The organism is Microbacterium wangyouchuni, assembly GCF_054072595.1.
Window position 1 is genome coordinate 1 of record NZ_JBSVRM010000007.1, and the last position, 23,092, is coordinate 23,092.

General features: G+C 66.4%; 22 protein-coding genes and 1 riboswitch. Of the genes, 12 read left to right on the forward strand and 10 right to left on the reverse strand.

Going from position 1 to position 23,092, the window contains the following annotated elements; genetic code table 11:
* Positions 1-134: 134 nt before the first annotated feature.
* On the reverse strand, positions 135-1,376 hold the full coding sequence (gene rlmN, locus ACW5CM_RS12660) for a dual-specificity RNA methyltransferase RlmN (RefSeq protein WP_439256472.1): 1,242 nt from the start codon (positions 1,374-1,376) through the stop codon (positions 135-137).
* Positions 1,373-2,425: a LacI family DNA-binding transcriptional regulator gene (locus ACW5CM_RS12665; RefSeq protein ID WP_457125199.1), complete on the reverse strand. Its 1,053-nt coding sequence runs from the start codon at positions 2,423-2,425 to the stop codon at positions 1,373-1,375. Before ACW5CM_RS12665 ends, rlmN begins: the two co-directional genes overlap by 4 nt.
* 85 nt (positions 2,426-2,510) lie before the next feature.
* Between ACW5CM_RS12665 and ACW5CM_RS12670 the strand changes: the two genes are divergently transcribed.
* The 5 genes from ACW5CM_RS12670 to ACW5CM_RS12690 all read left to right on the forward strand — a co-directional run bounded on the left by ACW5CM_RS12670 (position 2,511) and on the right by ACW5CM_RS12690 (position 6,916).
* The gene (locus ACW5CM_RS12670) at positions 2,511-3,692 is read left to right on the forward strand and encodes a Gfo/Idh/MocA family protein (protein ID WP_457125200.1); all 1,182 of its coding nucleotides are present in this window, start codon (positions 2,511-2,513) and stop codon (positions 3,690-3,692) included.
* A complete protein-coding gene (locus ACW5CM_RS12675) occupies positions 3,689-4,396 on the forward strand; it encodes a ThuA domain-containing protein (RefSeq protein ID WP_438252811.1) in 708 nt (235 codons plus the stop codon). Before ACW5CM_RS12670 ends, ACW5CM_RS12675 begins: the two co-directional genes overlap by 4 nt.
* The gene (locus ACW5CM_RS12680; RefSeq protein ID WP_457125201.1) at positions 4,369-5,451 is read left to right on the forward strand and encodes a Gfo/Idh/MocA family protein; all 1,083 of its coding nucleotides are present in this window, start codon (positions 4,369-4,371) and stop codon (positions 5,449-5,451) included. The genes ACW5CM_RS12675 and ACW5CM_RS12680 overlap by 28 nt, the downstream gene beginning before the upstream one ends.
* Positions 5,452-5,515: 64 nt before the next feature.
* On the forward strand, positions 5,516-6,154 hold the full coding sequence (locus ACW5CM_RS12685) for a bifunctional 4-hydroxy-2-oxoglutarate aldolase/2-dehydro-3-deoxy-phosphogluconate aldolase (protein WP_457125202.1): 639 nt from the start codon (positions 5,516-5,518) through the stop codon (positions 6,152-6,154).
* A 12-nt stretch (positions 6,155-6,166) separates the two neighbouring features.
* Entirely contained in the window at positions 6,167-6,916 is a 750-nt protein-coding gene (locus tag ACW5CM_RS12690; protein ID WP_457125203.1) for a sulfite exporter TauE/SafE family protein, read from the forward strand.
* A 141-nt stretch (positions 6,917-7,057) separates the two neighbouring features.
* On the opposite strand, the gene ACW5CM_RS12695 is transcribed toward ACW5CM_RS12690, so the two are convergent.
* Both ACW5CM_RS12695 and ACW5CM_RS12700 read right to left on the reverse strand, forming a co-directional pair.
* Positions 7,058-7,888 carry an SDR family oxidoreductase gene (locus tag ACW5CM_RS12695; protein WP_438252807.1) on the reverse strand — a complete coding sequence of 277 codons (831 nt, stop codon included), beginning with the start codon at positions 7,886-7,888 and terminating at the stop codon, positions 7,058-7,060.
* A gap of 98 nt (positions 7,889-7,986) precedes the next feature.
* Entirely contained in the window at positions 7,987-8,778 is a 792-nt protein-coding gene (locus ACW5CM_RS12700; protein ID WP_457125204.1) for an SDR family NAD(P)-dependent oxidoreductase, read from the reverse strand.
* Positions 8,779-8,874: 96 nt separating this feature from the next.
* On the opposite strand from ACW5CM_RS12700, the gene ACW5CM_RS12705 reads away from it, so the two are divergent.
* The 5 genes from ACW5CM_RS12705 (at position 8,875) to ACW5CM_RS12725 (ending at position 11,897) form a co-directional block, all read left to right on the forward strand.
* The gene (locus ACW5CM_RS12705) at positions 8,875-9,234 is read left to right on the forward strand and encodes a DUF488 domain-containing protein (protein WP_438252805.1); all 360 of its coding nucleotides are present in this window, start codon (positions 8,875-8,877) and stop codon (positions 9,232-9,234) included.
* 115 nt (positions 9,235-9,349) lie between these two features.
* The gene (locus ACW5CM_RS12710) at positions 9,350-10,075 is read left to right on the forward strand and encodes a phosphotransferase (protein WP_457125205.1); all 726 of its coding nucleotides are present in this window, start codon (positions 9,350-9,352) and stop codon (positions 10,073-10,075) included.
* Entirely contained in the window at positions 10,075-10,488 is a 414-nt protein-coding gene (locus ACW5CM_RS12715) for an MmcQ/YjbR family DNA-binding protein (RefSeq protein WP_457125206.1), read from the forward strand. The genes ACW5CM_RS12710 and ACW5CM_RS12715 overlap by 1 nt, the downstream gene beginning before the upstream one ends.
* 24 nt (positions 10,489-10,512) lie before the next feature.
* Positions 10,513-11,046 carry an ArsR/SmtB family transcription factor gene (locus ACW5CM_RS12720; protein WP_457125207.1) on the forward strand — a complete coding sequence of 178 codons (534 nt, stop codon included), beginning with the start codon at positions 10,513-10,515 and terminating at the stop codon, positions 11,044-11,046.
* On the forward strand, positions 11,043-11,897 hold the full coding sequence (locus ACW5CM_RS12725; protein WP_457125208.1) for a M23 family metallopeptidase: 855 nt from the start codon (positions 11,043-11,045) through the stop codon (positions 11,895-11,897). Before ACW5CM_RS12720 ends, ACW5CM_RS12725 begins: the two co-directional genes overlap by 4 nt.
* 68 nt (positions 11,898-11,965) lie before the next feature.
* Here the strand turns inward: ACW5CM_RS12725 and ACW5CM_RS12730 are convergent, their stop codons facing one another.
* From ACW5CM_RS12730 to ACW5CM_RS12740, 3 genes are read right to left on the reverse strand one after another with little or no spacing between them, the layout of a single operon-like run.
* Positions 11,966-12,769, reverse strand: a complete 804-nt coding sequence (locus ACW5CM_RS12730) for an energy-coupling factor transporter transmembrane component T family protein (RefSeq protein ID WP_457125209.1) — start codon at positions 12,767-12,769, stop codon at positions 11,966-11,968.
* The gene (locus ACW5CM_RS12735) at positions 12,766-14,316 is read right to left on the reverse strand and encodes an ABC transporter ATP-binding protein (RefSeq protein WP_457125210.1); all 1,551 of its coding nucleotides are present in this window, start codon (positions 14,314-14,316) and stop codon (positions 12,766-12,768) included. Before ACW5CM_RS12735 ends, ACW5CM_RS12730 begins: the two co-directional genes overlap by 4 nt.
* On the reverse strand, positions 14,235-14,876 hold the full coding sequence (locus ACW5CM_RS12740) for an ECF transporter S component (RefSeq protein WP_457125211.1): 642 nt from the start codon (positions 14,874-14,876) through the stop codon (positions 14,235-14,237). The genes ACW5CM_RS12735 and ACW5CM_RS12740 overlap by 82 nt, the downstream gene beginning before the upstream one ends.
* A 2-nt stretch (positions 14,877-14,878) precedes the next feature.
* Positions 14,879-14,989: riboswitch (TPP riboswitch) on the reverse strand.
* A gap of 70 nt (positions 14,990-15,059) precedes the next feature.
* Between ACW5CM_RS12740 and ACW5CM_RS12745 the strand changes: the two genes are divergently transcribed.
* Positions 15,060-16,685, forward strand: coding sequence for a D-alanyl-D-alanine carboxypeptidase family protein (locus ACW5CM_RS12745; protein WP_457125212.1), 1,626 nt, complete (start codon positions 15,060-15,062; stop codon positions 16,683-16,685).
* Positions 16,686-16,759: 74 nt separating this feature from the next.
* On the opposite strand, the gene ACW5CM_RS12750 is transcribed toward ACW5CM_RS12745, so the two are convergent.
* The 3 genes from ACW5CM_RS12750 to ACW5CM_RS12760 form a co-directional block, all read right to left on the reverse strand.
* Positions 16,760-18,853, reverse strand: coding sequence for an ABC transporter ATP-binding protein (locus ACW5CM_RS12750; protein WP_438252796.1), 2,094 nt, complete (start codon positions 18,851-18,853; stop codon positions 16,760-16,762).
* Positions 18,850-20,577, reverse strand: a complete 1,728-nt coding sequence (locus ACW5CM_RS12755) for an ABC transporter ATP-binding protein (protein ID WP_439256456.1) — start codon at positions 20,575-20,577, stop codon at positions 18,850-18,852. The genes ACW5CM_RS12750 and ACW5CM_RS12755 overlap by 4 nt, the downstream gene beginning before the upstream one ends.
* Positions 20,578-20,701: 124 nt before the next feature.
* Positions 20,702-21,763, reverse strand: a complete 1,062-nt coding sequence (locus ACW5CM_RS12760; protein WP_457125213.1) for an enoyl-CoA hydratase/isomerase family protein — start codon at positions 21,761-21,763, stop codon at positions 20,702-20,704.
* Positions 21,764-21,853: 90 nt separating this feature from the next.
* On the opposite strand from ACW5CM_RS12760, the gene ACW5CM_RS12765 reads away from it, so the two are divergent.
* Complete coding sequence (locus ACW5CM_RS12765) at positions 21,854-23,092, forward strand: ABC transporter ATP-binding protein (protein WP_457125214.1); 1,239 nt, start codon at positions 21,854-21,856, stop codon at positions 23,090-23,092.

The window sequence follows — 23,092 nt, forward strand, 5'->3', positions numbered from 1 at the left end:
AAACAACGTGACCATGAACAGCTCCTTCAATCAGAGCGTTGCTCCCACCATATGAATCCGCCGCCGTTTTAGCAGCACGAAGTGCGACCGGAGCAGGGGTTGTGGTGGAGCGGGGGTTGGGGTGGAGCAGGCCGTTACAGCGCCGCGGCCGCCACTTCGTCTTCGGTCGTCGCCACAAGCTGGCCGCAGGCCCCGTCGATTTCCTTGCCACGTGTGTCGCGGAGAGTCGTCGGCACGCCGGCATCGTTGAGTCGGCGCACGAATTCGTTCGTCACTTCACGGGTGGATGCTGTCCACACCGATTCCGGCGTCGGATTCAGCGGGATCGGATTCACGTGCACCCAACCGCGGCCACGCTGGTTGAGCTTCTCCGCCAGTAGGTCCGCACGCCAGGCGTGGTCGTTCATATCCTTGATGAGCGCGTACTCGATCGAGACGCGACGACCGGTCTTCTCGTAGTAGTTGTACGCGGCATCCAGTGCCTCGTCGACCTTCCACTTTGAGTTCACCGGGATGAGCTCGTCGCGCAGGGTGTCGTCGGGGGCGTGCAGCGAGAGTGCGAACGTGACGGGGATGTTCTCGTCCGCGAGCTTGCGGATGGCGGGCACGAGGCCGACCGTCGAGATGGTGATGCCACGGGCGCTCATACCGAGTCCGTCCGGCTGCGCGGCGACCATGATGCGCACAGCATCCATCACCCGCTTGTAGTTCGCCAACGGCTCGCCCATCCCCATGAAGACGATGTTGGAGACGCGCTCCATCGAGTGGTCGTCGCTCTTTTTGCCCCCGAGGCCACCCTCGGCGATCAGCCGGTTCGCGCGGACGATCTGCTCGATGATCTCGGCCGTCGACATGTTGCGGGTCAACCCCGCCTGGCCGGTCGCGCAGAACGGGCAGTTCATGCCGCATCCGGCCTGCGAAGACACGCAGAGCGTAATGCGGCCGGGGTAGCGCATGAGCACCGACTCGACGAGAGCCCCGTCGTGGAGGCGCCACAGGAACTTGATTGTGTCGCCCTTGTCGGTCTCCAGCCGGCGCACCTCGGTGAGCAGCGGCGGGAGCATTCCGGCGACGAGCTCGTCCCGCTGCGCGGCGGGAAGGTCAGTCATCTCGGCGGGGTCGGACGTGTAGTGCGTGAAGTAATGCGTGGAGAGCTGCTTGGCACGGAAGCCCGGAAGTCCGAGCTCCTTGACCTTCTCGGTGCGCTCGGCAGGCGTGAGGTCCGCAAGATGAACGGGCGGCTTGCCGCGCTTCGGGCTCGCGAACTGCAGCAGCGGGCGCCCCTCGGCGTCCTTCTTCTGCGTCCAGCCCTCGGTCCGCGGACGCACCTGCGGTTTAGCGGGACCCGTCGAGCGGATGGCGGAGGACTCAGTCATATATCCAGGGTACGCGGTGACAGGTGGGAAGCGGCTGGGGTACGGGTGGATGCCCGTTCAACCAGCTCGGTCGGAAGCTCGATCCGTTCGTCATCGATCTCGGCACCGGCGACCGCTGCCGCGAGGGCATGAACAGCGGCAGCCGCCATCGCGCGAATCGGCTGTCGGATAGTACTCAACGGTGGATGCATCCACCGGGCACCGCGCACATCATCGAAGCCGACGACGAGCACGTCGTTCGGGATCGACAATCCGGCCTCGGCGATCGCCCGATACGCTCCGGCAGCCATCTCATCCGTGCAGGCGAACAGACCGATCGGACCCGACCCGCTGATCTGAGACAGTGCGCGGGCGCAGGAACGCCATGCTCCCATCGCGCTCCAGTCGGCGTCGGCGCGCACCCGTTCGGCGCCGGGCGCGAGGTTGGCCAGCGTCTCGAGGAAACCCTCTGCGCGTCCGCGCCCGTACCGGTATGACGGCGTTCCGCCGATGAGGATGAAGCGGCGAGCGCCCCGGCTGATGAGGTGCTCGGCCGCGGCTGCACCGCCGGCATGGTCAGTGCTGCGGATGCTGGGCAGCTTCAGCGGCGCCTCTGATCGCGGTTCGAGCAACACCACGGGAATGCCGGCTCGGCGCATCGGCGCGAGCTGGGCCGCGGTCGGGACGATGAGTCCGAGGATCACTCCAGCTGTGCCGCGCGAGCGGATCCGCTGCGGCCAGTCGTCATCGGGGTCGTCGCGCTCGGTCGTCAGCACGAGGTCGTAGCGCAGTTTCGCCGCCGCCGTGCGGGCGCCCGCGGTGACCTCGTCCGTGTACGGGTCGTGGAATCCGCTCAGCACCAGATCGAAAACGCGTGACATCCCCCCGCGCGGACGGCCACGCGATTCGCCGGCAACCGTGTACCCGAGCGTGCGGGCCGCCTGCTGCACGCGGGCTCGCGTATCCGCTGCCATGTCGCCTCGGCCGCGAAGCGCGCGTGATGCGGTCGAGACGCTAACGCCAGCATCCGCTGCCACGCGAGCGAGCGTGACACGGGCGGTTGAGGGCATCCATCTATTTTGCGCAAATTCTGGGACTTCTGCCAGTGCACCTGGCAATGTTTTTGCAAACACCATCGACGGCGAAGGAGCATCTATGGCGGCGCTGCGCGTAGCGATCATCGGAACCGGATTCATGGGCAGGATGCACGCCCATGCCTGGCGGACCGCACCACGATTCTTCGACCTACCGGTGACCCCGACCGCTACTCTCCTCGTCGGCAGCAACGCAGCGCGCACCGCGCTCGCCGCGGCCGAGTTCGGCATACCGGAATCCTCCGACGACTGGCGCTCGGCGATCGCGCGCGATGACATCGACATCGTCGACATCTGCACGCCCGGCCATACGCATGCGGAGATCGCGCTCGCAGCCCTCGCCGCCGGAAAGCATGTGCTGTGTGAGAAGCCGTTGGCCAACGATGTCGCCGAGGCCGAGCAGATGGCCGAAGCCGCGGCAGCTGCCACCCGGCGCGGAGTCTTCAGCATGTGCGGGTTCAGCTACCGTCGCACCCCGGCGCTGGCCCTGGCGAAGCAGCTCATCGACACCGGCCGGCTCGGCGAGATCCGCCACGTACGCGCCCAGTATCTGCAGGACTGGCTGACGAGTCCGGATGCCCCGTTCACCTGGCGCCTCGATCGCGAGCGTGCCGGATCCGGCACGCTCGGCGATATCGGTGCGCACAGCATCGACACCGCACAGTGGCTGACCGGATCGACGATCACGGGTGTCTCGGCGATGCTGCGCACGTTCGTCACCTCACGCCCGCGGCTGGACGAGCGTGTGGGCCTCGGCGGACACGGAAGTGCGGATGCGCCGCGCGAAGCCGTCACCGTCGACGATGCCGCAGCGTTCACCGCGACCTTCGCGGACGGCGCCCTCGGCGTCTTCGAAGCAACCCGGATGGCCGCAGGCCACCGCAACGCCAACCGCATCGAGATCAACGGCGACCGCGGCTCGGTCGCTTTCGACTTCTCGTTCATGAATGAGGTGCAGTTCCACGACGCGACGCTGCCGAGCCACGAGCAGGGCTTCCGCCGCATTGACGCCACGGAGCCGGAGCATCCCTACGCCGGAGCCTGGTGGCCCGCGGGCCACGGCCTCGGCTACGAGCACCTGTTCACCCATCAGGCCGTCGATTTCGTGCGGGCGGTCGCCGAGGGGCGCACCCCGCATCCGAGTTTCGAAGAAGCCGCCCAGGTGCAGCGGGTTCTCGCAGCCGTCGAGACCAGCGCCGCTTCCGAAAGCCGATACACCCCTGTAGAAGGAGCACGCTCATGAGCACGCGCAAGGCACTGGTCGTCCGCGGAGGCTGGGAAGGGCACCACCCGATCGAGGCGACCGAGCTGTTCCTGCCGTTCTTGACGGCGAACGGGTTCGAGGTGCAGATCGAGGAGTCCAACGAAATCTACGCGGATGCTGCGGTGATGGATGCCGTCGACCTCATCGTCCAGTCCGTCACGATGTCGACGATCTCCGCCGAAGCGCTGAAGGGGCTGCGCCGGGCAGTCGAGCGGGGCACCGGTCTGGCGGGATGGCATGGGGGCATCGCTGATTCCTACCGCAACAGCTCCGATTACCTGCAGCTGATCGGAGGCCAGTTCGCCACTCATCCAGCGAAGCATCCGGATGCCCGCGAAGGCGGCGAAGCAGACAACTTCCTCCCGTACACGGTGGAGCTGACCGAACTCGGCCGCGCGCATGAGATCACGGCCGGGCTGGACGACTTCACCCTGAACACCGAGCAGTACTGGGTGCTCGCCGACGACCTCAACGATGTGCTCGCCACGACGACGCATCCGGCGCAGCCGTACCATCCGTGGCACCGACCGATCGTGTCACCGGCCGTGTGGACGCGCGAATGGGGGCAGGGACGCATCTTCGTCGCGACCCCGGGACACGATCCCGCGGTGCTGCGCGACGACAACGTACGCACGATCATCGAGAGGGGAATGCTGTGGGCGAGCCGCACGGTATCGGAATAGTCGGCCTCGGAGTCATCTCCGCCCAGTACCTCGAAACGCTCCGCGCGCACCCCGGCGTGCAGATTATCGCCGTCGCCGATCTGAACGTCGAACGCGCAGCAGAAGTCGCCGCGGGCATCCCGGGCTGTCGCGCCCTGACCGTCGATGAACTGGTCGCCGACCCCGGCGTGCAGACCGTACTGAATCTGACGGTGCCAGCCGCCCACGCCGAGGTCGCGCTGGCGGCTCTCGGACGCGGCAAGAACGTCTACGGCGAGAAACCACTCGCCCCGGGCCTTGCCGCAGCCCAGAGCATCATCGACGCTGCGGGCTCGGCCTGGGTGGGCTGTGCCCCGGACACGGTGCTCGGCACCGGCATCCAGACCGCGCGCGCCGCGATCGATGAGGGTGTGATCGGGCGTCCCGTCGCTGCGACAGCGACCTGGGTTTCGGCAGGGCATGAGTCGTGGCATCCGAACCCCGATTTTTACTACCGCGAAGGCGGCGGCCCCCTGCTCGACATGGGGCCTTACTACCTCACCTCGCTGATCCATTTCCTCGGCCCTGTCGCGCGCGTTTCCGGCGTATCGTCGCGGCCGAAGGCGGTGCGACGCATCGGCTCGGGACCCCGGGTGGGCGAAGAGATTCCCGTGGAGATCGACACGCATGTGACCGGTGTGCTCGAGCATGTCGGCGGCGCGGTGTCGACCGTGACGTTCAGCTTCGACGGCGCAGCGACGGATGCCGCGCCTCTCGAGGTGCACGGCGAGACCGGTTCACTCTCGGTGCCGGATCCGAATCAGTTCTCCGGCGATGTGCGGTTGCGCCGGCCCCGCGAGAAGGAATGGATGCCGGTCGAACCTCGTGCCGGGTACGTCAACGGCGGCCGCGGTATCGGGCTGCTCGATTTCGTCGCGGGTGGCGGGCGCGCAGACGGCACCATTGCTTTGCACGTGCTGGAGATCATGACGTCGCTCATGGAGTCGGCTCGGATCGGTCGACGGATCGAGGTGACCACGACGGCGGAGCGACCGACGCTTGTTCCTCTCACGGACGAAGAGCGGTGGCGACACTGATTCACACTTGTAATTACAGGTGTGAATCCGGGACAATGAGAGCGCACCCCGATGAAGGAGCCTCATGACCGACCGTCTTGCCCGCGCCCGCACCACCGGCGTCCTCGCCGTACTCCGCGCACCCTCCGCCGAACTGGCGCTTGACGCGGCCGACGCGATCATTCGCGGCGGTGTCGCCGGCATCGAAGTCACCTATTCGACCCCGGATGCTCCGGCCGTCATCCGCGAACTGATCGCTCGCCACGGCGATGCGGCCTATGTCGGCGCCGGCACCGTGACCACTGTGGCGCAGGCCGTTGCCGCGGCGGATGCGGGGGCCGCGTTCCTCGTCAGTCCCGGCACCCTGCCCGACCTCACCCGCGCGATGCTCGACACGGGCCGGGTGGTGATGACCGGGGCGATGACGCCGACCGAGGTCATGGGCGCTCTGGCACTGGGGGTCGATGTTGTGAAGATCTTCCCGGCGTCCCTCGGCGGGCCGTCGTACCTCGGCGCGCTGCGCGGCCCGTTCCCGGACGCTCCGCTCATGCCGACCGGCGGCGTGAGCCCCGACAACCTCGCCGATTGGTTCGCGGCCGGCGCGGTGGCTGTCGGCGCCGGCGGAGACCTGGCAAACTCCGCATCGATCAAGGCCGGGGACTGGGCCGACCTCACCCGACGGGCCGAGAGATTCGCCGCCGCGTTCACTGCCACCCGCAGCTGAACCCGCTGTTCGATGCCTGATCTGCCGCCCTGGGCGTGGGCACTCCTCGCCCTCGCGGCTGTGACGATCGGCATCTCGAAGACGGCGCTGCCCGGTGGCAGCATCCTGGCCATAGCACTGTTCGCCGCGGTGTTGCCGGCGCGCACTTCCACCGCGGCGATGCTTCTCCTGCTCATTGTCGGCGACGTGTTCGCGCTGATCGCCTACCGTCGACACGCACACTGGCCGACGCTGGTCAGGCTCGCGCCGGCGGTTGCCGCCGGGCTCCTCGCCGGGTTCGGGTTCCTCGCACTCGCCGGAGACGGAGTCGTCCGTCGCGCGATCGGCGTGATCCTGCTCATCATGATCGGGCTCACGCTGTGGCGACGGTGGCGCGAGGCGAAGACGGATGCCCCGGCATCCGCTCACGGTGGCGTGCTGCTGTCGACGGCGTACGGCGCACTCGGCGGGTTCACGACGATGGTGGCCAATGCCGGCGGACCGGTGATGTCGATGTACTTCATCGCCACGCGGGCTCAGGTCAAGGTGTTCCTGGGCACCTCCGCGTGGTTCTTCGCGATCGTGAACCTCGTGAAAGTACCGTTCCTGGCAGGGCTCGGACTGTTCACCCAGCCCGTGCTGTTGATGGATGCGGCCCTCGCACCGCTCGTGGTCATCGGCGCCCTCGCCGGATTGCGGCTGGCACGCCGGATGAATCAGCAGGTGTTCGACCGCATCGTGATCGTTCTCACAATCGTGGGGGCGACGTACCTGTTGTTCTGAAGCGCACTTGTCGGACCGCGCCGTGCCGGATCCCAGACGCCCGGCCTGGGTCGCGGCGTGTCGCCGGCCTCGGTCGCTCGACACGCCGACCCCGTCTGGGATTCGGCACGCACGAATCTCGGCCCGGCGGGCCAGGCGACCTCAGCCGAGGAAAATATCGGGGAACAGACGGTCGTCGGGAGTGCCGGGAACCGCGGCGTAGCCGGAGAAATCAGTGACACCGGCAGCCTCGAGCACGTCCTCGACGATCAGGCTCTGGCCCGAATACGACGCTGCTTCCTTCGTGAGAACGGCGTACGCGGCATCCGCATAGATCTCCGGCGTCCGGCTCGCGGCCATCACCTTGTCGCCGCCGAGCAGATTCTGCACCGCGGCGGTCGCGATCGTCGTGCGCGGCCACAGTGTGTTCGCCGCGATCCCGTCGCCACCGAATTCGGCAGCAAGCCCCAGCGTGACCATCGTCATTCCGAACTTCGCCAGCGAATATCCGGTGTGTGCCCCGAGCCACTCCGGCGTCGGGTTCAGCGGCGGCGACAGCGACAGGATGTGCGGGTTCTCGGCCTCACGCAGCTGCGGAATCGCCGCGCGCGACAGCATGAAGGTCCCGCGCACGTTGACGTCCTGCATGAGGTCATACTTCTTCGCGCCGAGATCGAGAGAGCGCGACAGGTCGATGACGCTGGCGTTGTTGATGACGATGTCGATGCCGCCGAACTCGCCCTGAGTCTTCATGACCGCTTCGGTGATGTCGTCATCCTCACGCACGTCACCCACGATCGGCAGCGCATTGCCGCCCGCCGCGCGGATCTGCTCGGCGGCGGTGTGAATCGTGCCCTCGAGCTTCGGATGCGGGGTGTCGGTCTTCGCCAGCATCGCAATGTTCGCGCCGTCCGCTGCTGCGCGCAGCGCGATGGCGAGGCCGATGCCGCGGCTGCCGCCCGACATCAGAATGGTTTTTCCTGCCAGTGTCATCGGATCTCCTTTTCCCAGCACCCGTTCGACGAGCGCAAATGGTTCTGTTTCGACCGGATCCGGAGCCATTTGCGCTCCGTGAACCTGGGTTCGAGTGTCTACTTCGGAGCCATCCGGATCGCGCCGTCCAGGCGGATGGTCTCACCGTTCAGATAGTCGTTTTCGACAATGCTCCGCACGAGCGCGGCGTATTCGCCGGGGCGTCCGAGGCGCGCGGGGTACGGCACCTGCTGCCCGAGAGATTCCTGCGCGGCTTCGGGGAGGCCGGCGAGCATCGGTGTCTCCATGATTCCGGGCGCGATCGTGCAGACCCGGATGCCGTGGCGGGCAAGCTCTCGCGCAATGGGAAGCGTCATCGCGTGCACGCCGCCCTTTGACGCCGAGTAGGCGGGCTGGCCGATCTGGCCGTCGAATGCGGCGACGGATGCAGTGTTCACGATGACGCCGCGCGCACTGTCGACGTTCCCTGAGCCTTCGACCGGCTCCGGGGTCGAAGGGTCGTTCTTGGCCATCACTGCGGATGCCTGCGAAATCACGTTGAACGTGCCGACGAGGTTGATCCGGACGACGCGCTCGAAGTCGGCGAGCACGGCAGGGTTCCCGTCACGATCGAGTACCTTCGCGGGCGGTGCGATGCCAGCGCAGTTGACGACGATGCGCAGCGGTGCTTTCTCATTCGCCGTAGCGACAGCAGCCTGCACCTCATCAACGTTCGTGACGTCGGCGGCGGCGAACGTGCCGCCCAGCTCGGCGGCCACGGTCGCGCCGTCAGAGGAGGGGAGGTCGATCAGTGTGACATGGGCGCCCGCAGCGGCAAGCATCCGAGCCGTTGCCAGACCGAGGCCGGAAGCCCCGCCGGTGATCAATGCCCCAGATCCCTGGATCTGCATGCGTTCTCCTTCGAACCGTTTGCAACTGAGTCCCAGCATACGCAGTTCTCAGTGTCACCCCTGGCGGCTGCGCCTAGGGAGGTGTTGGCTGTAGTCATGGAACTGCGTCGCAAGCGAGCCTACGATACCGCCGAACAGGCCGATGGATTCCGCGTTCTCGTCGATCGACTGTGGCCCCGAGGCGTCTCGAAGGAGCACGCGGCCATTGACCTGTGGTCCAAGGACACCGCGCCGAGTCCGGAACTGCGAAAGGACTGGCATGCGGCATCCGACGACGATTGGGGCGTCTACGCCGAGCATTACCGAGCGGAACTCGCGAATGAAAGCGCCGGGGCGCTGGGCGAGCTGGCAGCAGAGCTGAAGCACCACGACGTTGTCACCCTTGTCTACGCAGCCCACGACGAGCGGCACAATCACGCCATCGTGCTCGAAGCGGCGCTGCGCGAGCTGCTGTGATGGCCGTCCCCCGCGCACAACTCCTGAGAAACCACGCGCAGCGGCCCGATCTGGCAGTGTTTCCCGGCTTCTGCGGCCATTCTTCAGGAGTTATGAACGGGAAGCAGGTGGGACTGTGACGATTCCGGCCACCGACATCGCCGTACCAGCGCAGGTGATGCGTCTGGCGGGCGGCGCGGCACTGACCCCGGTGTGGGCGAACCGCATCGGCGGGCTGACGTTCCGCAGCGACGACGGCCGCTTCATCAAGTGGGGACCGCACGACTCCGAGGCGAACATGCGCGATGAAGGGGAACGGATGCGGTGGGCCTCCCGGTGGACGCGCGTTCCCGAGGTGATCGCGCAAGGACAGGATGCGACGCACGAATGGCTAGTCACCGTGGCTCTTCCTGGCGAGAGCGCGGTCTCCCCACGGTGGATCGCCGAACCGGCCAGCGCCGTGCGCGCAATCGGCGAAGGCCTGCGGATGCTGCATGACGCGCTGCCGGTCGATGAAAGTCCGTGGAGCTGGAGGGTACCCACCCGCATCGCGAAGGCCGAGGCCCGGGGCATCCGCGTTCCGCATGTGTTGCGCGACCCGCCGCCGGTCGACCGGCTCGTCGTCTGCCACGGCGACGCCTGCGCGCCCAATACCCTCCTCGACGAGGACGGCACTCCGCTTGCGCACGTCGATCTCGCAGCCCTGGGCACCGCCGATCGTTGGGCCGATATCGCCGTGGCATCGATGAGCACACTGTGGAACTATGGCCCCGGCTGGGAGGAAACCCTCATCGAGGCATACGGCGTCGCACCCGACCGCGAACGCCTGGCCTATTACCGAGAACTGTGGAACGCGAGCTGATGGCTCATCCACTCATGTTCACGGACGGCGACCCGTTGCTGCACCGGGTGCGTGCCATCGCGCTCGCATTTCCGGAGGCCGCCGAGAAGGTCAGCCACGGGCGCCCGGCGTTCTTCACGAAGAAGGTGTTCTGCTATTTCGGCGGCTCGCAGCGCGTCGACGACGAGTGGGTCGCTCATGATGCCGCGATCATGGTGCGCCCGGATCCCCTCGACGAGCCGGCGCTCCGTCAGGACGCCCGCTTCTGGGTACCGGCATATCTGGGTCCGTCTGGATGGCTCGGCATAGATCTCGACGAGGCGACCGATTGGCGGGAGATCGCAGAGCTCATCGATGCGTCGTACCGGGCCACCGCGTCGAAACGGTTGATCCGAGCGCTCGATGAGCTGCAGCCACCCGACATTGTTCAGTAGTACGTATTAACGTATTATTGCGGTATGGATGACGAACTAGCAGCACTGCGCGAAGCGGTGCGTGTCCTGACGGAACGAGTCGACACCCTCGACGCTCAGCAGCAGACCGCTCACGCGGTCGATGAATCACCTGCTGATGGCGATGCGTTCTGGGCCCTGACCGGAATGCAGTCACGTCTCGCGGATGCTCCCTCGACCGCGGACGGTGCCGTGATGCTCGTGGGGTCGCTGACTCTGCCCACCGGCGCTCCGGTGTCATGGCAGCAGAGCGTTGGAACCACGGGAATGCTGGAGACGGAATGGACGGAGCGCGCGGCGGCGTTCGCGGCGTTGGGGCATCCGGTTCGGATGGAACTTCTCCGGCACATCCTCTCCGGCGTGCATGCGACAGCTGACCTGGCGTCAATCGAGGCACTCGGGACGACGGGCCAGCTGCACCACCATCTGCGCCAACTGCTCAGCGCCGGATGGGTGCGTCAGAGTGGGCGCGGCAACTACGAGATCCCGGCGGCGCGGATCGTCCCTCTGCTGGCGTGCGTGCTCGGAGCCGAGCGATGAGGCACACGCTCGCTGCGGTCTATCGCTTTCGCGTGCCCGGGTACTACGCCGCGACCGCAACCCTCCTCGCCGTCGCTCTGTCCACATTCTTAACTCTGGGCGAAACCGTGCGTCAGGCTCGCGGCATCCTGTCGCTGATCGCGGTGTGCGTGCTGGCGCTGTGCATCGTGCTCGCATTCGTCGCCCCCGCCTTTCTCCCCGACTCATCGACGGTGCTGGTCTCCTCTCCGGTACACGGGAGATGGCTCGCGATGAACAGCCCCGCGTCGAAAGTCCCCAGTCACGGAGTTCGTGCATACGGTCAGACGTACGCGATCGATCTCGTCAGTGAGCCAGTCGATGAGGTCCGTCCGACCTTCGGCGAGGGCTCGGCGATGCGTGACCCGTCGGAGTATCCGGCCTTCGGCGCGCCAGTGCTCGCCATGTGCGACGGAGTGGTGGTGCGCGCATCCGACTGGCGACGGGATCACCGAGCGCGCTCCAGTGCGCTCGCAGTGATCTACATGATGATCGAAGGTGCGTTCCGGGAGCTGGGCGGGCCGGGGTTCGCCATCGGCAACCACGTCACGGTCCGCGGCGCGGATGGCGTGCATGCCATGGTCGCGCACCTGCAACGCGGGTCGGTGATCGTTCGCGTCGGCGAGACGGTTCGCGAGGGGCAGCAGCTGGGAAGCTGCGGCAACTCGGGTAACACCAGCGAGCCTCATGTGCATGCTCAGCTCATGGATCGCGCCTCGCCATGGACAGGGATCGGCATTCCGATGGCCTTCACCGGAATCTCCCTCGCAGATGCTGCAGAAAAGGTCCGCGCACTCCCCCAAAATGGCGAGCACATGACCCACACCCTCTGATTGCGAGTGGGTAGTTGTGGCCCGATTTCGCGCGGAAACTGAGCCACAACCGGCCACTCGCAAGCCGGTTAAGAGGTGGGGCCCAGGATGAAGTTCCAGGCGTTGAAGACCACGGCGGCGGTCAGCGCAGCGGTGGGAATCAGCATCCCGATGATGAGCAGCACCGTATCGCCGCGGTCCCACGGCGACGGGCGAGCCCAGGTACGCGCTGCCGGGCCGCCGAAGCCGCGCGCCTCCATCGCGGTCGCCAGCGATGACCCGCGCCGGATCGCCAGGACGAACAGGGCGAACGCCATCCCGATCCCCCGCCGGATCCGCCCCTGATCGGCGACGCCGCGGGCTCGACGGGCCAGCGCCAGCGCACGCCAGTCATCAGCGAGTAATCCGAGCATCCGCATTCCGGCGAGCGCGCCGATCACGAAGCGGGCAGGAAGATGCGCTCGTTGCGCCAGATCATCGGCCAGATCGGTGGGGTCCACGGTGACGAACAGCACGATCGCCGGCAGCCCGATGGCCAGCACGCGCACCGCCGTTGCCGCCGCGAGCGCCAATGAACCATCGCTGACGCGCATGACGAACCACTCGAAATAGACGGTTCCGCTCGCCTCGCCATACAGCGCGATCGTTACGGCGCTCAGCGGCGCGGCAATCCACAGCACCGCGGTGCGCAGCCAGAACTCCCGCGCTTTCAGCCCGGCGAGCAGCAGCAGCGGAATCTCCAGCACCAGCGCGACAGCCGCCGACAGCACATCGATCGTAAGGATCAGCGGGACGCTGATCAGCAACGCCGTCGCCAACTTCGCCAGTGCACTGCGCGGAGCGATGGGCCCGGTTCTCGGCACCCGGCCGGTATCAATGGCGAACGCGCTCACGATCCGAGCTCGATCCGACGCGCATGCAAAGCCTTCATCACGTCCTCATCGTGCGAGACAACGATGATCGCCGCGCCCTGGTCGCGCAGGCCCGCGATGATCGCGACGAGCTCCGCCCAGGTCACGGCATCCTGTCCGAATGTCGGCTCATCGAGCATGAGCACGTGCGGCCGGGTGGCAAGCGCGGCGGCCACCGTCAGTCGTCGCTTCTCACCGCCGGAGAGCGTGTACGGGTTCGCCTCAGCCAGCGCGCTCAGCCGCAACCGGACGAGCAGGTCATCAACCCTGGCCGTGACCTCGCCCTCATCGAGGCCAAGGGCACGCGGCCCGATCGACAGCTCTTCGCGCACGGTTCTGGCGAGCAGCTGATGTTCCGGGCTCTGCAGCACCGCACCGATGCGGGTGAGCAGCGCGCGAGAAGACCATTTCCCGGGGTTGGCTTTTTCACCGGATGCCAGCGAAGCGGATGCCGTGACCCGCCCGCTTTCGGGATCGATGAGCCCAGCCAGCGTCAGCCCGAGCGTGGACTTTCCGGTGCCGTTGCGCCCGACGATTCCGAGCACCTCACCCGCGCGCACGCCGACATCGACAGGGCCGGCGACTGGCATACCCCGACGTCGTGAAACTACGAGCTGCTGAGCCTGCAGCAGCTCCTCACCCGGCGCCGCGACTGGCGCCGGCGGAGAAGCCGGCGGATGCCCGGGAACCCACACGCCCGCCGCGGCAAGTTCTTCGCCGCGGGCGCCGAGCACAGCCTCCGGTGTGCCGTCGGCGAGAACGACCGTCGAGTCCTCTTCCACGCCCAGCACGATCACGCGATCGACGAGCGGCAGCCACACATCGATGCGGTGCTCGATGACCACGAGCGTCGCTCCGGTTGCATCCAGCACGTTCTTGACCGCATCGCGCACCTCCTCAACCCCGGCGGGATCAAGGTTCGCGGTCGGCTCATCGAGCAGGATCGCCCCGGGGCGCATGGCCAGCACACCGGCGAGTGCGAGCCGTTGCTTCTGCCCACCCGAGAGCGCGGCGGTTGAGCGGTCCCGCGGCAGATCGAGGCCGACCGCATCGAGCGCAGCATCCACTCGCGGCCAGATCTCCTCGCGCGGTATTCCGAGGTTCTCGCATCCGAAAGCCACATCGTCACCGACACGCGCCAGGATCGTCTGGGTATCGGGGTCTTGCAGCACCATCCCAACACGGCCGTGCACCTGTGCCGCAGGCAGGCCGTCCACGTGCAGCTCGCCGATCTCTTCGCCCTCGTCGGCGCCGCCGAGCACACCGCCGAACGCCTGCAGCAGGGTCGACTTGCCCGATCCGGATGCGCCCAGCAACAGAACCCGCTCACCGGCGGAGATGTTCAGAGTGACATCGCGCAACGCCCAGCGTCGGCGTGAGGCGTAACGCCAACCCCAGCCGTACGCCGAAAGCGCGGCTGGGGTCGACGTCGCACCGGTGCCGATTGTCACACCCTCGGGGTTGCCGCGCGCCCAGAGGCGAAACGGCCCAGCGCACCGGTGGCGGCGAGCCCGCGAGCGATGAACCATCCGCCGAGGCCGGCGATGACGGCGCCGGAGATCGTGGTCGATGCGATGTACACACTGGTGAACAGCACATCGGCACCGGGGTACCAGAGGATGCGGTCGTTGATGCCGCAAGCCACACCGGCACCGGCACCGGCGAGAACAGCCACCGGCAGGCGCCAGACGCCGTAGAGGAACAGCAGGAAGATGATCTCCGCGCCCAATCCCTGCACGATGCCGGACGCGATGGTCAGCGGCCCCCACTGGTTGCCGATGAGAGCGGAGATGACCGACGCGACGACCGAGGTGTAGATCGCGGCGCCCGGCTTGCGGATGATCAGCCCGCCGAGCACGCCGGCGAGCAGCCAGGGGCCCGCGAGAAGCCCCTGCACGCCGGGAAGCAGCGGCTTCAGCAGCGCGCTCGGTGCCTCATAGCCGACGTTCCAGAGCAGGAAGATGACGGCGCAGGCGACGGCGATCACACTGGCGACGACGATGTCGACGACGCGCCAACGCCACAGCTCCGAGCGGCGCAATCCCGTGGCTGTGGACGTGGCCGATCCGACAGATCCTGAAGTGGACATGGATGTACTCATTTGAACTCCTCCCTGCGCTGGCATTACCCAGATCAGGTTCGACGGTCGAAGCGCGGTTCGCTCCCTCTCAGCCCGACATTCGGGCTCCCGTGGTTGTGCTGATGATCATACCCGTCTGCAACCGCAGCCGGACTCAGCGCAGAGTGCGAGCGGATTCGGTAGCGTAGATGGGTGACCCCTGACGATGCCACGCCCGAGACGGGCACGCTCAGCCGCCGAGCACTGCGTGCACGCGCCCACAAGCGCGATGCTGAACACTCCCCCACGGAGCCGCCCAGCGAGAGTACAGAACAGGGATCCGTCTCCGCGCCGATACTGTCGGATGCTGCGCAGTCACCGTCCACGGATGCTCAAAAGCCGCCGGCACCTCCGGTCGGTCTTTTCGATTTCGATGCTGAGCTGAACGCGATCGAGACGGCTCTGGCGGAGCCGTCGCCGCAGGCGCGGTGGGCTGACGCCGGCAGTTCGGGTTCCGCTCTCACCTGGCTCGATTCCGAAGCCGTGGCGGCGGGGACCCGTCCAGCCGATCTCGATGCGGTAACGATGCACGAGCCCGGTCCGGATCTGCTCGCCGGGGCTGCACTTCGCTCCGGTGCGGCACGCACCTGGCTGCCGCCTCTGGGCGCTTTGGCCGCTCTCGCGGTGGCCTACTCGGCGACCATGCTGCTGTGGCCGTTGCACGAGGTGGCACCGACCGTGCAGGCAGCCGATTTCCAGCCGGTGGCGTCCGAACCGGCGACAGTGTCCTGGCCGACCATCGGCAGTGCCGGTGTGAGCGTGGCCGGAGTCTCATCGATGGCCTCTGATGCGGCCGCCGTGCCGATCGCCAGCGTGACGAAGGTCGTCAGCAGTCTGATGGTGCTGGACGCGCTGCCGCTGCAGCCGGGCGAGACCGGGCCGGAGTACGGCTTCAGGTACAGCGACACCGTCGATTACTGGGACTACCGCCGCGCCAATCAGTCGGCACTGGATGTTCCTGTCGGCGGCGTGCTGAACGAATACCAACTGCTTCAGGGCACGCTGCTGGGCTCAGCCAATAACTACATCGACCGTCTTGCCCGTGAGATCTGGGGTTCCGATCGTCGATTCGCCGAAGCTGCCGAGAAGTGGCTCGCGGACCGCGGCTTGGATGACATCACGATCGTGACGCCGTCGGGCTTCGATGAGGACAACGTCGCCACCCCGGAGGCTCTCTTGCGGCTCGCCGAGCGGGCGATGCAGAACCCGGTCTTCGCCGAGATCGTCGGCACCCCGAGCGTAGAACTGCCCGGCGCCGGACTCGTCGAGAACACCAACGGGATGCTGGCGGACCCGGGTGTCGTCGGGATCAAGACCGGAACCCTCGTCGGCTGGAGCCTGCTCACCGCGAAGGACATCACGGTCAATGGCACAACGGTTCGCCTGTACGCCGCGGTGCTGAACCAGGGCGACAACGACGAACGACTTGCCGTGACGCGGTCGCTGTTCTCCGGCGTGGAGGCCTCGTTGGCTGCGGCTTCCCCCGCTGTCGCGAAGGGCACGGTCGTCGGCGCAGTCAGCACGCCGTGGGGCGCGAGCGTCGATGTCGTCACGGATGCCGACGCCGAGGTGGTGCTGTGGAACGGCGCTGCCGCGGCCTCGAACGTGGTTTTTGATCTGACCGATCAGCGCACCGGCGAGATCGGCACGCTGACAGTCACCGGCCCCGTGGATGCTGAAGAGATCAGTGTTTCGCTGGCCGAGGAGCTGTCCGGCCCGAGTCCGCTGTGGCGGCTGACGCATCCGCTCGAACTACTCGGGCTCGACTCCGCGAACTGATCTTCGCCCGCAGATAAAGAGGGCCAGCAGACGACGAGGGCCGGCTACCCATGCAGCCGGCCCTCATCTCTTGCTCACGGTGTTTCGTCGACCACGACCTCGGCTTCTTCCGAGGCGACCACACCGATAGCGCCGGTCATCGCCTCTTCAGCGTCGATGTCGGTCGCGGCCTGCTCGAACTGCGACTGGTAGAGCCGCCAATAGGCGCCCTGCGCCGCAATGAGCTCATCGTGCGTGCCCTTCTCGACGATGTCACCATGCTCCATCACCAGGATGAGGTCGGCATCGCGAATCGTGGACAGCCGGTGCGCGATCACGAACGATGTGCGGCCCTGTCTGAGCGCGGCCATCGCATGCTGCAGCAAGAGCTCCGTGCGGGTATCGACGGCACTGGTGGCCTCATCCAGGATGAGGATCGACGGCTTCGCCACGAACGCACGCGCGATCGTCACGAGCTGTCGCTCACCCGCAGACACGTTGGCGGCGTCTTCTTCGAGCACGGTGTCGTAGCCATCCGGCAGCGCGTGCACGAATCGGTCGACGTAGGTCGCCCTGGCGGCGTCGAGCACTTCCTCATCGCTGGCTGTTGCGCGCCCGTAGCGGATGTTCTCCAGGATCGAGCCCGCGAACAGCCACGGGTCCTGCAGCACCATCCCGGTGCGGGAGCGCAGATCATCACGCGTCACCTCGGCGATGTCCTGCCCATCGAGAAGGATCCGGCCCGAGTTCAGCTCGTAGAACCGCATGATGAGGTTCACCAGTGTCGTCTTGCCGGCCCCGGTGGGGCCCACGATCGCAACGGTCTGCCCCGGCTCCACCCGGAAGGAGAGGTCGTTGATCAGCGGACGCTCCGGCGTGTACGAGAACGACACATTTTCGAACTCGATGACGCCCTGAGCCGCCTCACCCCGTGGCAGAGTCGGCGCGTCTTCGGCGTCGGGCTCCTGCTCATCAGCATCGAGGAAGTCGAACACCCGCTCTGCGGAGGCCGTACCCGACTGCACGATTGCTGCCATGCCGCCTAGTTCGCTCAGCGGCTGTGTGAACTGCTGCGAATACTGGATGAAGGCCTGCACATCACCGAGGCGCAGCTGTCCGCTGGCGACCATCAGGCCGCCAAGAACCGCGATGCCGACGTAGGTGAGACTGCCGATGAACGTCATCGCCGGCATGATGATGCCGGACAGGAACTGTGCTTTGAAGCTCGATTGGAACAGCTCTTCGTTCTCGGCCTGGAACTTGTCGAGAGCATCCTGCTCGCGGCCGTAGACCTTGACCAGTGCGTGGCCGGAGAAAGCCTCCTCCACCCGAGCGTTGAGACGGCCAACCTTGCGCCACTGCATGCCGAAGGCCTTCTGCGAGCGCGGTCCGATGACCCCGAAGATCACGCCCATGAGCGGCAGCGCGACAAGAGCCACCAGCGCCAGCTGCCAAGAGATCGAGAACATCATCACGAGGACGCCGACCACGGTCAGAACCGAGGTCAATGCCCCAGAGAGGGACTGCTGCATCGTCTGGGTGATGTTGTCGATGTCGTTGGTGACGCGCGAGATCAGTTCACCGCGCTGCACCTTGTCGAAGTACGCCAGCGGCAGCCGGTTGATCTTCGCCTCAACGTCTTCGCGGAGCCGCCACATCGCGCGGACCATGATCACGTTGATGACGTAGCCCTGAATCCAGCTCAGCAGCGCAGCACCGACGTAGATGGCCAGAACGCCGATGATGATCCACCGCAGGCGCTCGAAGTCGATACCGGCACCGACCTCGAAGTCGCTGAAGGCTGCGACCATGTTGGCGAAGTCGTTCTGATCCTGCGAGCGCAGCAACTCAACGACATCGGCTTGCGACGTGCCAGCAGGAACGCCGTTGTCGGCGAGCATCCGCGAGATGAAACCCTCGTAGATGATGTTGGTCGCCTCGCCGAGCACCTTGGGCGCTGCGACCATGAGCACGACACCGATCGCACCGAGGATCGAGACGATGACGAGCCAGATCGCCGACGGCTTCAGCAGCCCCAGCATCCGGCCGAAGCTCTTGCCGAAGTTATCGGCCTTGCCGGGGGTGGGAGCATCCCAACCACCGGCCTCCAGGCGCGCAGCGTCGGCGAGTTCTGCCTCGTACTGCTCTTCGGCGGTCAAAACGGCCGCTTCGTTCGTCGCATCGCTCATGCGTCCACTCCCAGCTGCGACTCAACGATCTCGCGGTAGGTCTTACTGGTTTCCAGTAGCTCGTCGTGTGTGCCGACACCGACCATGGTGCCGCCTTCGAGGACGACGATGCGATCAGCATCGGCGATCGTCGAAACACGCTGCGCAACGACGATCTTCGTCACCTCCGGCAGCTCTCGCCACAGCGCCTGCCGCAACCGGGCATCGGTGGTGAGGTCAAGCGCGGAGAACGAGTCGTCGAACACGAGGATCTCTGGCTGGTGCACGATGGCCCTGGCGATCGCCAGGCGCTGACGCTGACCTCCGGACACGTTCGTCCCGCCCTGCGAAATCCTAGATTCGAGCCCATCGGGCATCTCTTCGACGAAGTCGCGACCCTGGGCGATCTCGAGCGCATGCCACAGCTCTTCATCGGTGGCTTCCTCGCGCCCGTACCGCAGGTTCGATGCGACAGTGCCGGTGAAGAGGAACGGCCGCTGCGGCACGAGGCCAATGCTCTTCCACAGTGCTTCGACGTCAGCGGCACGAACGTCGGTGCCATTGACACTGACCGAGCCGCCCGTCACGTCGAACAGCCGCGGCAGCAGCGATACCAGCGTCGTCTTTCCGGAGCCGGTCGAGCCGACGATCGCGAGGGTCTCCCCCTTGCCTGCGGAGAACGTCACCCCCGAGAGCACTGGCGCTTCGGCGCCCGGATAGGTGAACTCGACATCCTTCAGGTCGATGGTGCCGGGTGCCGGGAAATCCACGACACCGTTCTCGGGGCGCTCCAACCCTGATTCGGCATCCAGCACCTCGCCCACGCGTTCAGCGGAAACAGCAGCGCGGGGGATCATCATCGCCATGAAGCTCGACATGATGACGCCCATCATGATCTGGCCGATGTACTGCATGAACGCGAACAGCGTGCCGACCTCGACGTTCCCGGCGTTGATCTCGATGCCGCCGAACCAGATCACCGCGACGACCGTGACGTTCAGAATCAGCATGAACAGCGGGAACAGCAGCACGAAGAGCGACCCGATCTTGCGGCCCAGAATCATCAGGTCGGTGTTCGCACCGCGGAATCGCTCTTCTTCGATCCGCTCGCGCACGAATGCCCGCACGACGCGAACGCCGGTGAGCTGCTCGCGCATGATCCGGTTGATCGCATCGAGCTTGGCCTGGTTACGTCGGAACAGCGGCACCATCCGGCTGATGATGATCACGGCAACCACCAGCAGCACCGGCACCGAGACGCCGATCAGCCAGCTGAGCCCGACGTCCTGCTGGACGGCCATGATGATGCCGCCGATGGCTAGCAGCGGCGCGGTGACGAACATCGTCGCCCCCATCATCGCCAGCATCTGCACCTGCTGCACATCGTTCGTGTTGCGGGTGATCAGCGACCCCGCGCCGAACTGCGAAACCTCGCGTTCGGAGAAGCCACTCACCCGCGAGAAGACGTCGGCGCGAATGTCACGACCGACACTCATCGCCGCCTTCGCCGCAAAGTACGTCGCGATGACCGAGCAGACGATCTGGCCGAGCGACACCACGAGCATGAAGCCGCCCGTGCGCCAGATATAGCCGGTATCGGCCTGAGCGACGCCCTTGTCGATGATGTCGGCGTTCAGGCGCGGCAGATAGAGGGTTGCCAGTGCGCTGGCGAACTGAAAAACAAGTACGCCGACCAGGAGCCAGCGGTATTTGCGGAGGTAACGGAAGAGAAGTTTTCCGAGCATGAAGGTGTCCTTGACAGAGAGGGGCCGAATCGGCCACAACACAGGTTGTCACGAACCTCAGACATTCGAAATACCCGCGTGCGATTATCCGCTCAGGGCGAACGATTCGCAGGTCACGGTCTGATTATTCCCACAGCGCCCGCTCGGGAGCATAGGCACGAGCGGCCGCTCCGGCGTCGGTCTCGAGCTCATCGATTGTGGCCGGCTGCCACTTCGGTGTGCGGTCCTTATCGACCAGCTGCGCTCGGATTCCCTCGACGAGATCGGGGTGCTCGTGAGCGAACCACATCACCCGGCGGTACTCGCCGCTCAGCGCGTCGCGCAGATCACCCTCGCGGGCCTCACGGACGGCGTCGAGCGTGACGGCGAGACCCGTGGGTGATAGCTCTCGAAGTGTCTCGGCTGTGGTGGATGCCGCGGGCTCAGACCGTTCGGACAGCCGCTGCATGATCTCTCCGACGGAGTCGGCCGCGAACACCTCGTCGATCCAGGCCCGTTCATCGGCGAGCGCTGACGGCTCCGGCGTCTCGTCGAACAGGAGGACGAGCTCAGACGGGCTGGTCGGATCGGCGCGCTTGCCCAGGGCCTCGCGAAGCTCGGGCAGGTGCTGTGAGGGCACGAAGTGATCGGCGAACCCGGCGTAGATGGCATCCGTTCCGCTCATCGTGGTGCCGGTCAGTCCGAGATACTCGCCGAGCCGTCCCGGGGCCCGGCCGAGCAGCAGCGTGCCGCCGACGTCGGGGGTGAAGCCGATTCGGGTCTCGGGCATCGCCAGGCGGCTACGCTCGGTGACGATTCGGATCGCGGCATGGCCGGCAAGGCCGATGCCGCCGCCCATCGTGATGCCGTCGGCGAAGACCACGACCGGCTTCGCGTACTCGGCGATCATCCGGTTGAGGGTGTATTCGGCGCGGAAGAACGTGGCTGTGCTCTCCGGTCGCCCCGCGGTGATCTCGTCGTACAGCATCCGCACGTCACCCCCGGCGCACAGGCCCCGTTCGCCGGCTCCGTCGATGAGCACGATGTCGATGTCGGAGTCGTACCGCCAGGCCTCGAGTGCCGCGGTGAGCTGCTGGATCATGGCGAGATTGAGTGCGTTGATCGGCCTCGGCCGGTTCAGGGTGAGCCACCCCAGCGATCCCTCAGTGCGGATCAGAACGGCGGATGCCTCGTCGATGTCAGTCACGAAAGCCACGTTACAACGGCTGATCTGGTCGTTCTGCACCCACGAAAGGCGAGATTCTGTGCGTTTTCCGGCAGGATAGGGGGAACGACCATGCAGGAAAGGCCTCGGATGCCCGACGGACAGCTCATTGAGTTCGACCACGTGACAAAGCGCTTTGGCGCTGTCGCCGCCGTCTCCGACTTCTCTGCGCGCGTCAATCCCGGTGTCGTGACAGGGTTCCTCGGCCCGAACGGTGCCGGCAAGACGACCACTCTGCGCGTACTTCTCGGACTCGAGAAGCCCACCTCGGGAACCGCCACCCTCGGCGGCACGCGCTACGCGGAACTGCGAAATCCCGCTCGCGTGGTCGGCGCCATGCTGGAGGATCCCGGCTTCCGCCCTCGGCGCACGGTCGAGCGTCATCTCACCGCTGCGGCCAAGGCCAACGGCATCTCTTCCTCGCGGGTGGCCGAACTCATCGCTTTCGTCGGTCTCGGCGGCGACGTCGACACACGCATCTCGGCGCTTTCGCTCGGCATGCGCCAGCGGCTCAGCGCGGCCACCGCTCTGCTCGGCGACCCGGGCGTCCTCATTCTCGATGAGCCGGCCAACGGCCTCGATCCCGAAGGCATCCGGTGGATGCGTACGCTCATCCGCGGCCTGGCCGCTGAGGGACGCACCGTGCTGGTGTCATCGCACGTCCTTTCCGAGATCGAGCAGACGGCCGACGAGATCCTCGTCATCGCGAACGGCAAGCTGAAATTCGCCGACACCATGGAGAATCTCGCCGACCCGCGGACCGGCCCGGTCGTGGTGGATGCTGAAGACCGCTCCGCGCTGTCGGAGACCTTGAGCGGCGCGGGTTATGAGTTCGAGGTGCTGCGCTCTGGTCTCACTGTGCGCGGCAGCGATGCCGCCACCATCGGCAGCCTGACGGCCCGTGCCGGCGTCGCACTGACCACGCTGCAGCAGCGGGGACCGACTCTCGAGGACGTCTTCCTCGACCTCGTGAACGACCGCTACCAGGCCCCGCTGGCGACTCCGGTCGCCGAGCCCGAGCCGGTCACCGAACCTGAGCCGGTCACCGAACCTGAGCCGGTCACCGAGCCCGAACCAGTCGAAGCGCCTGCGGCCGCCCCCGCAGAAGAAGATCGTCCGCTCCCCGGCCTTGCGGGTCTCGCCGCGATGGCCAGCGCGTTCAACACGCCAGAGCCGGCCGCAGTACCCGAGAGCGATGCCCCGGGCCACGACAAAACTGTGTCCGCCGAGCAGACTGCAGACGAACCCACGGCAGACGAACCCACCTCAGACGAACCAGCCGCAGAAGATTCTGCGGCCGAGCAGCGCTGA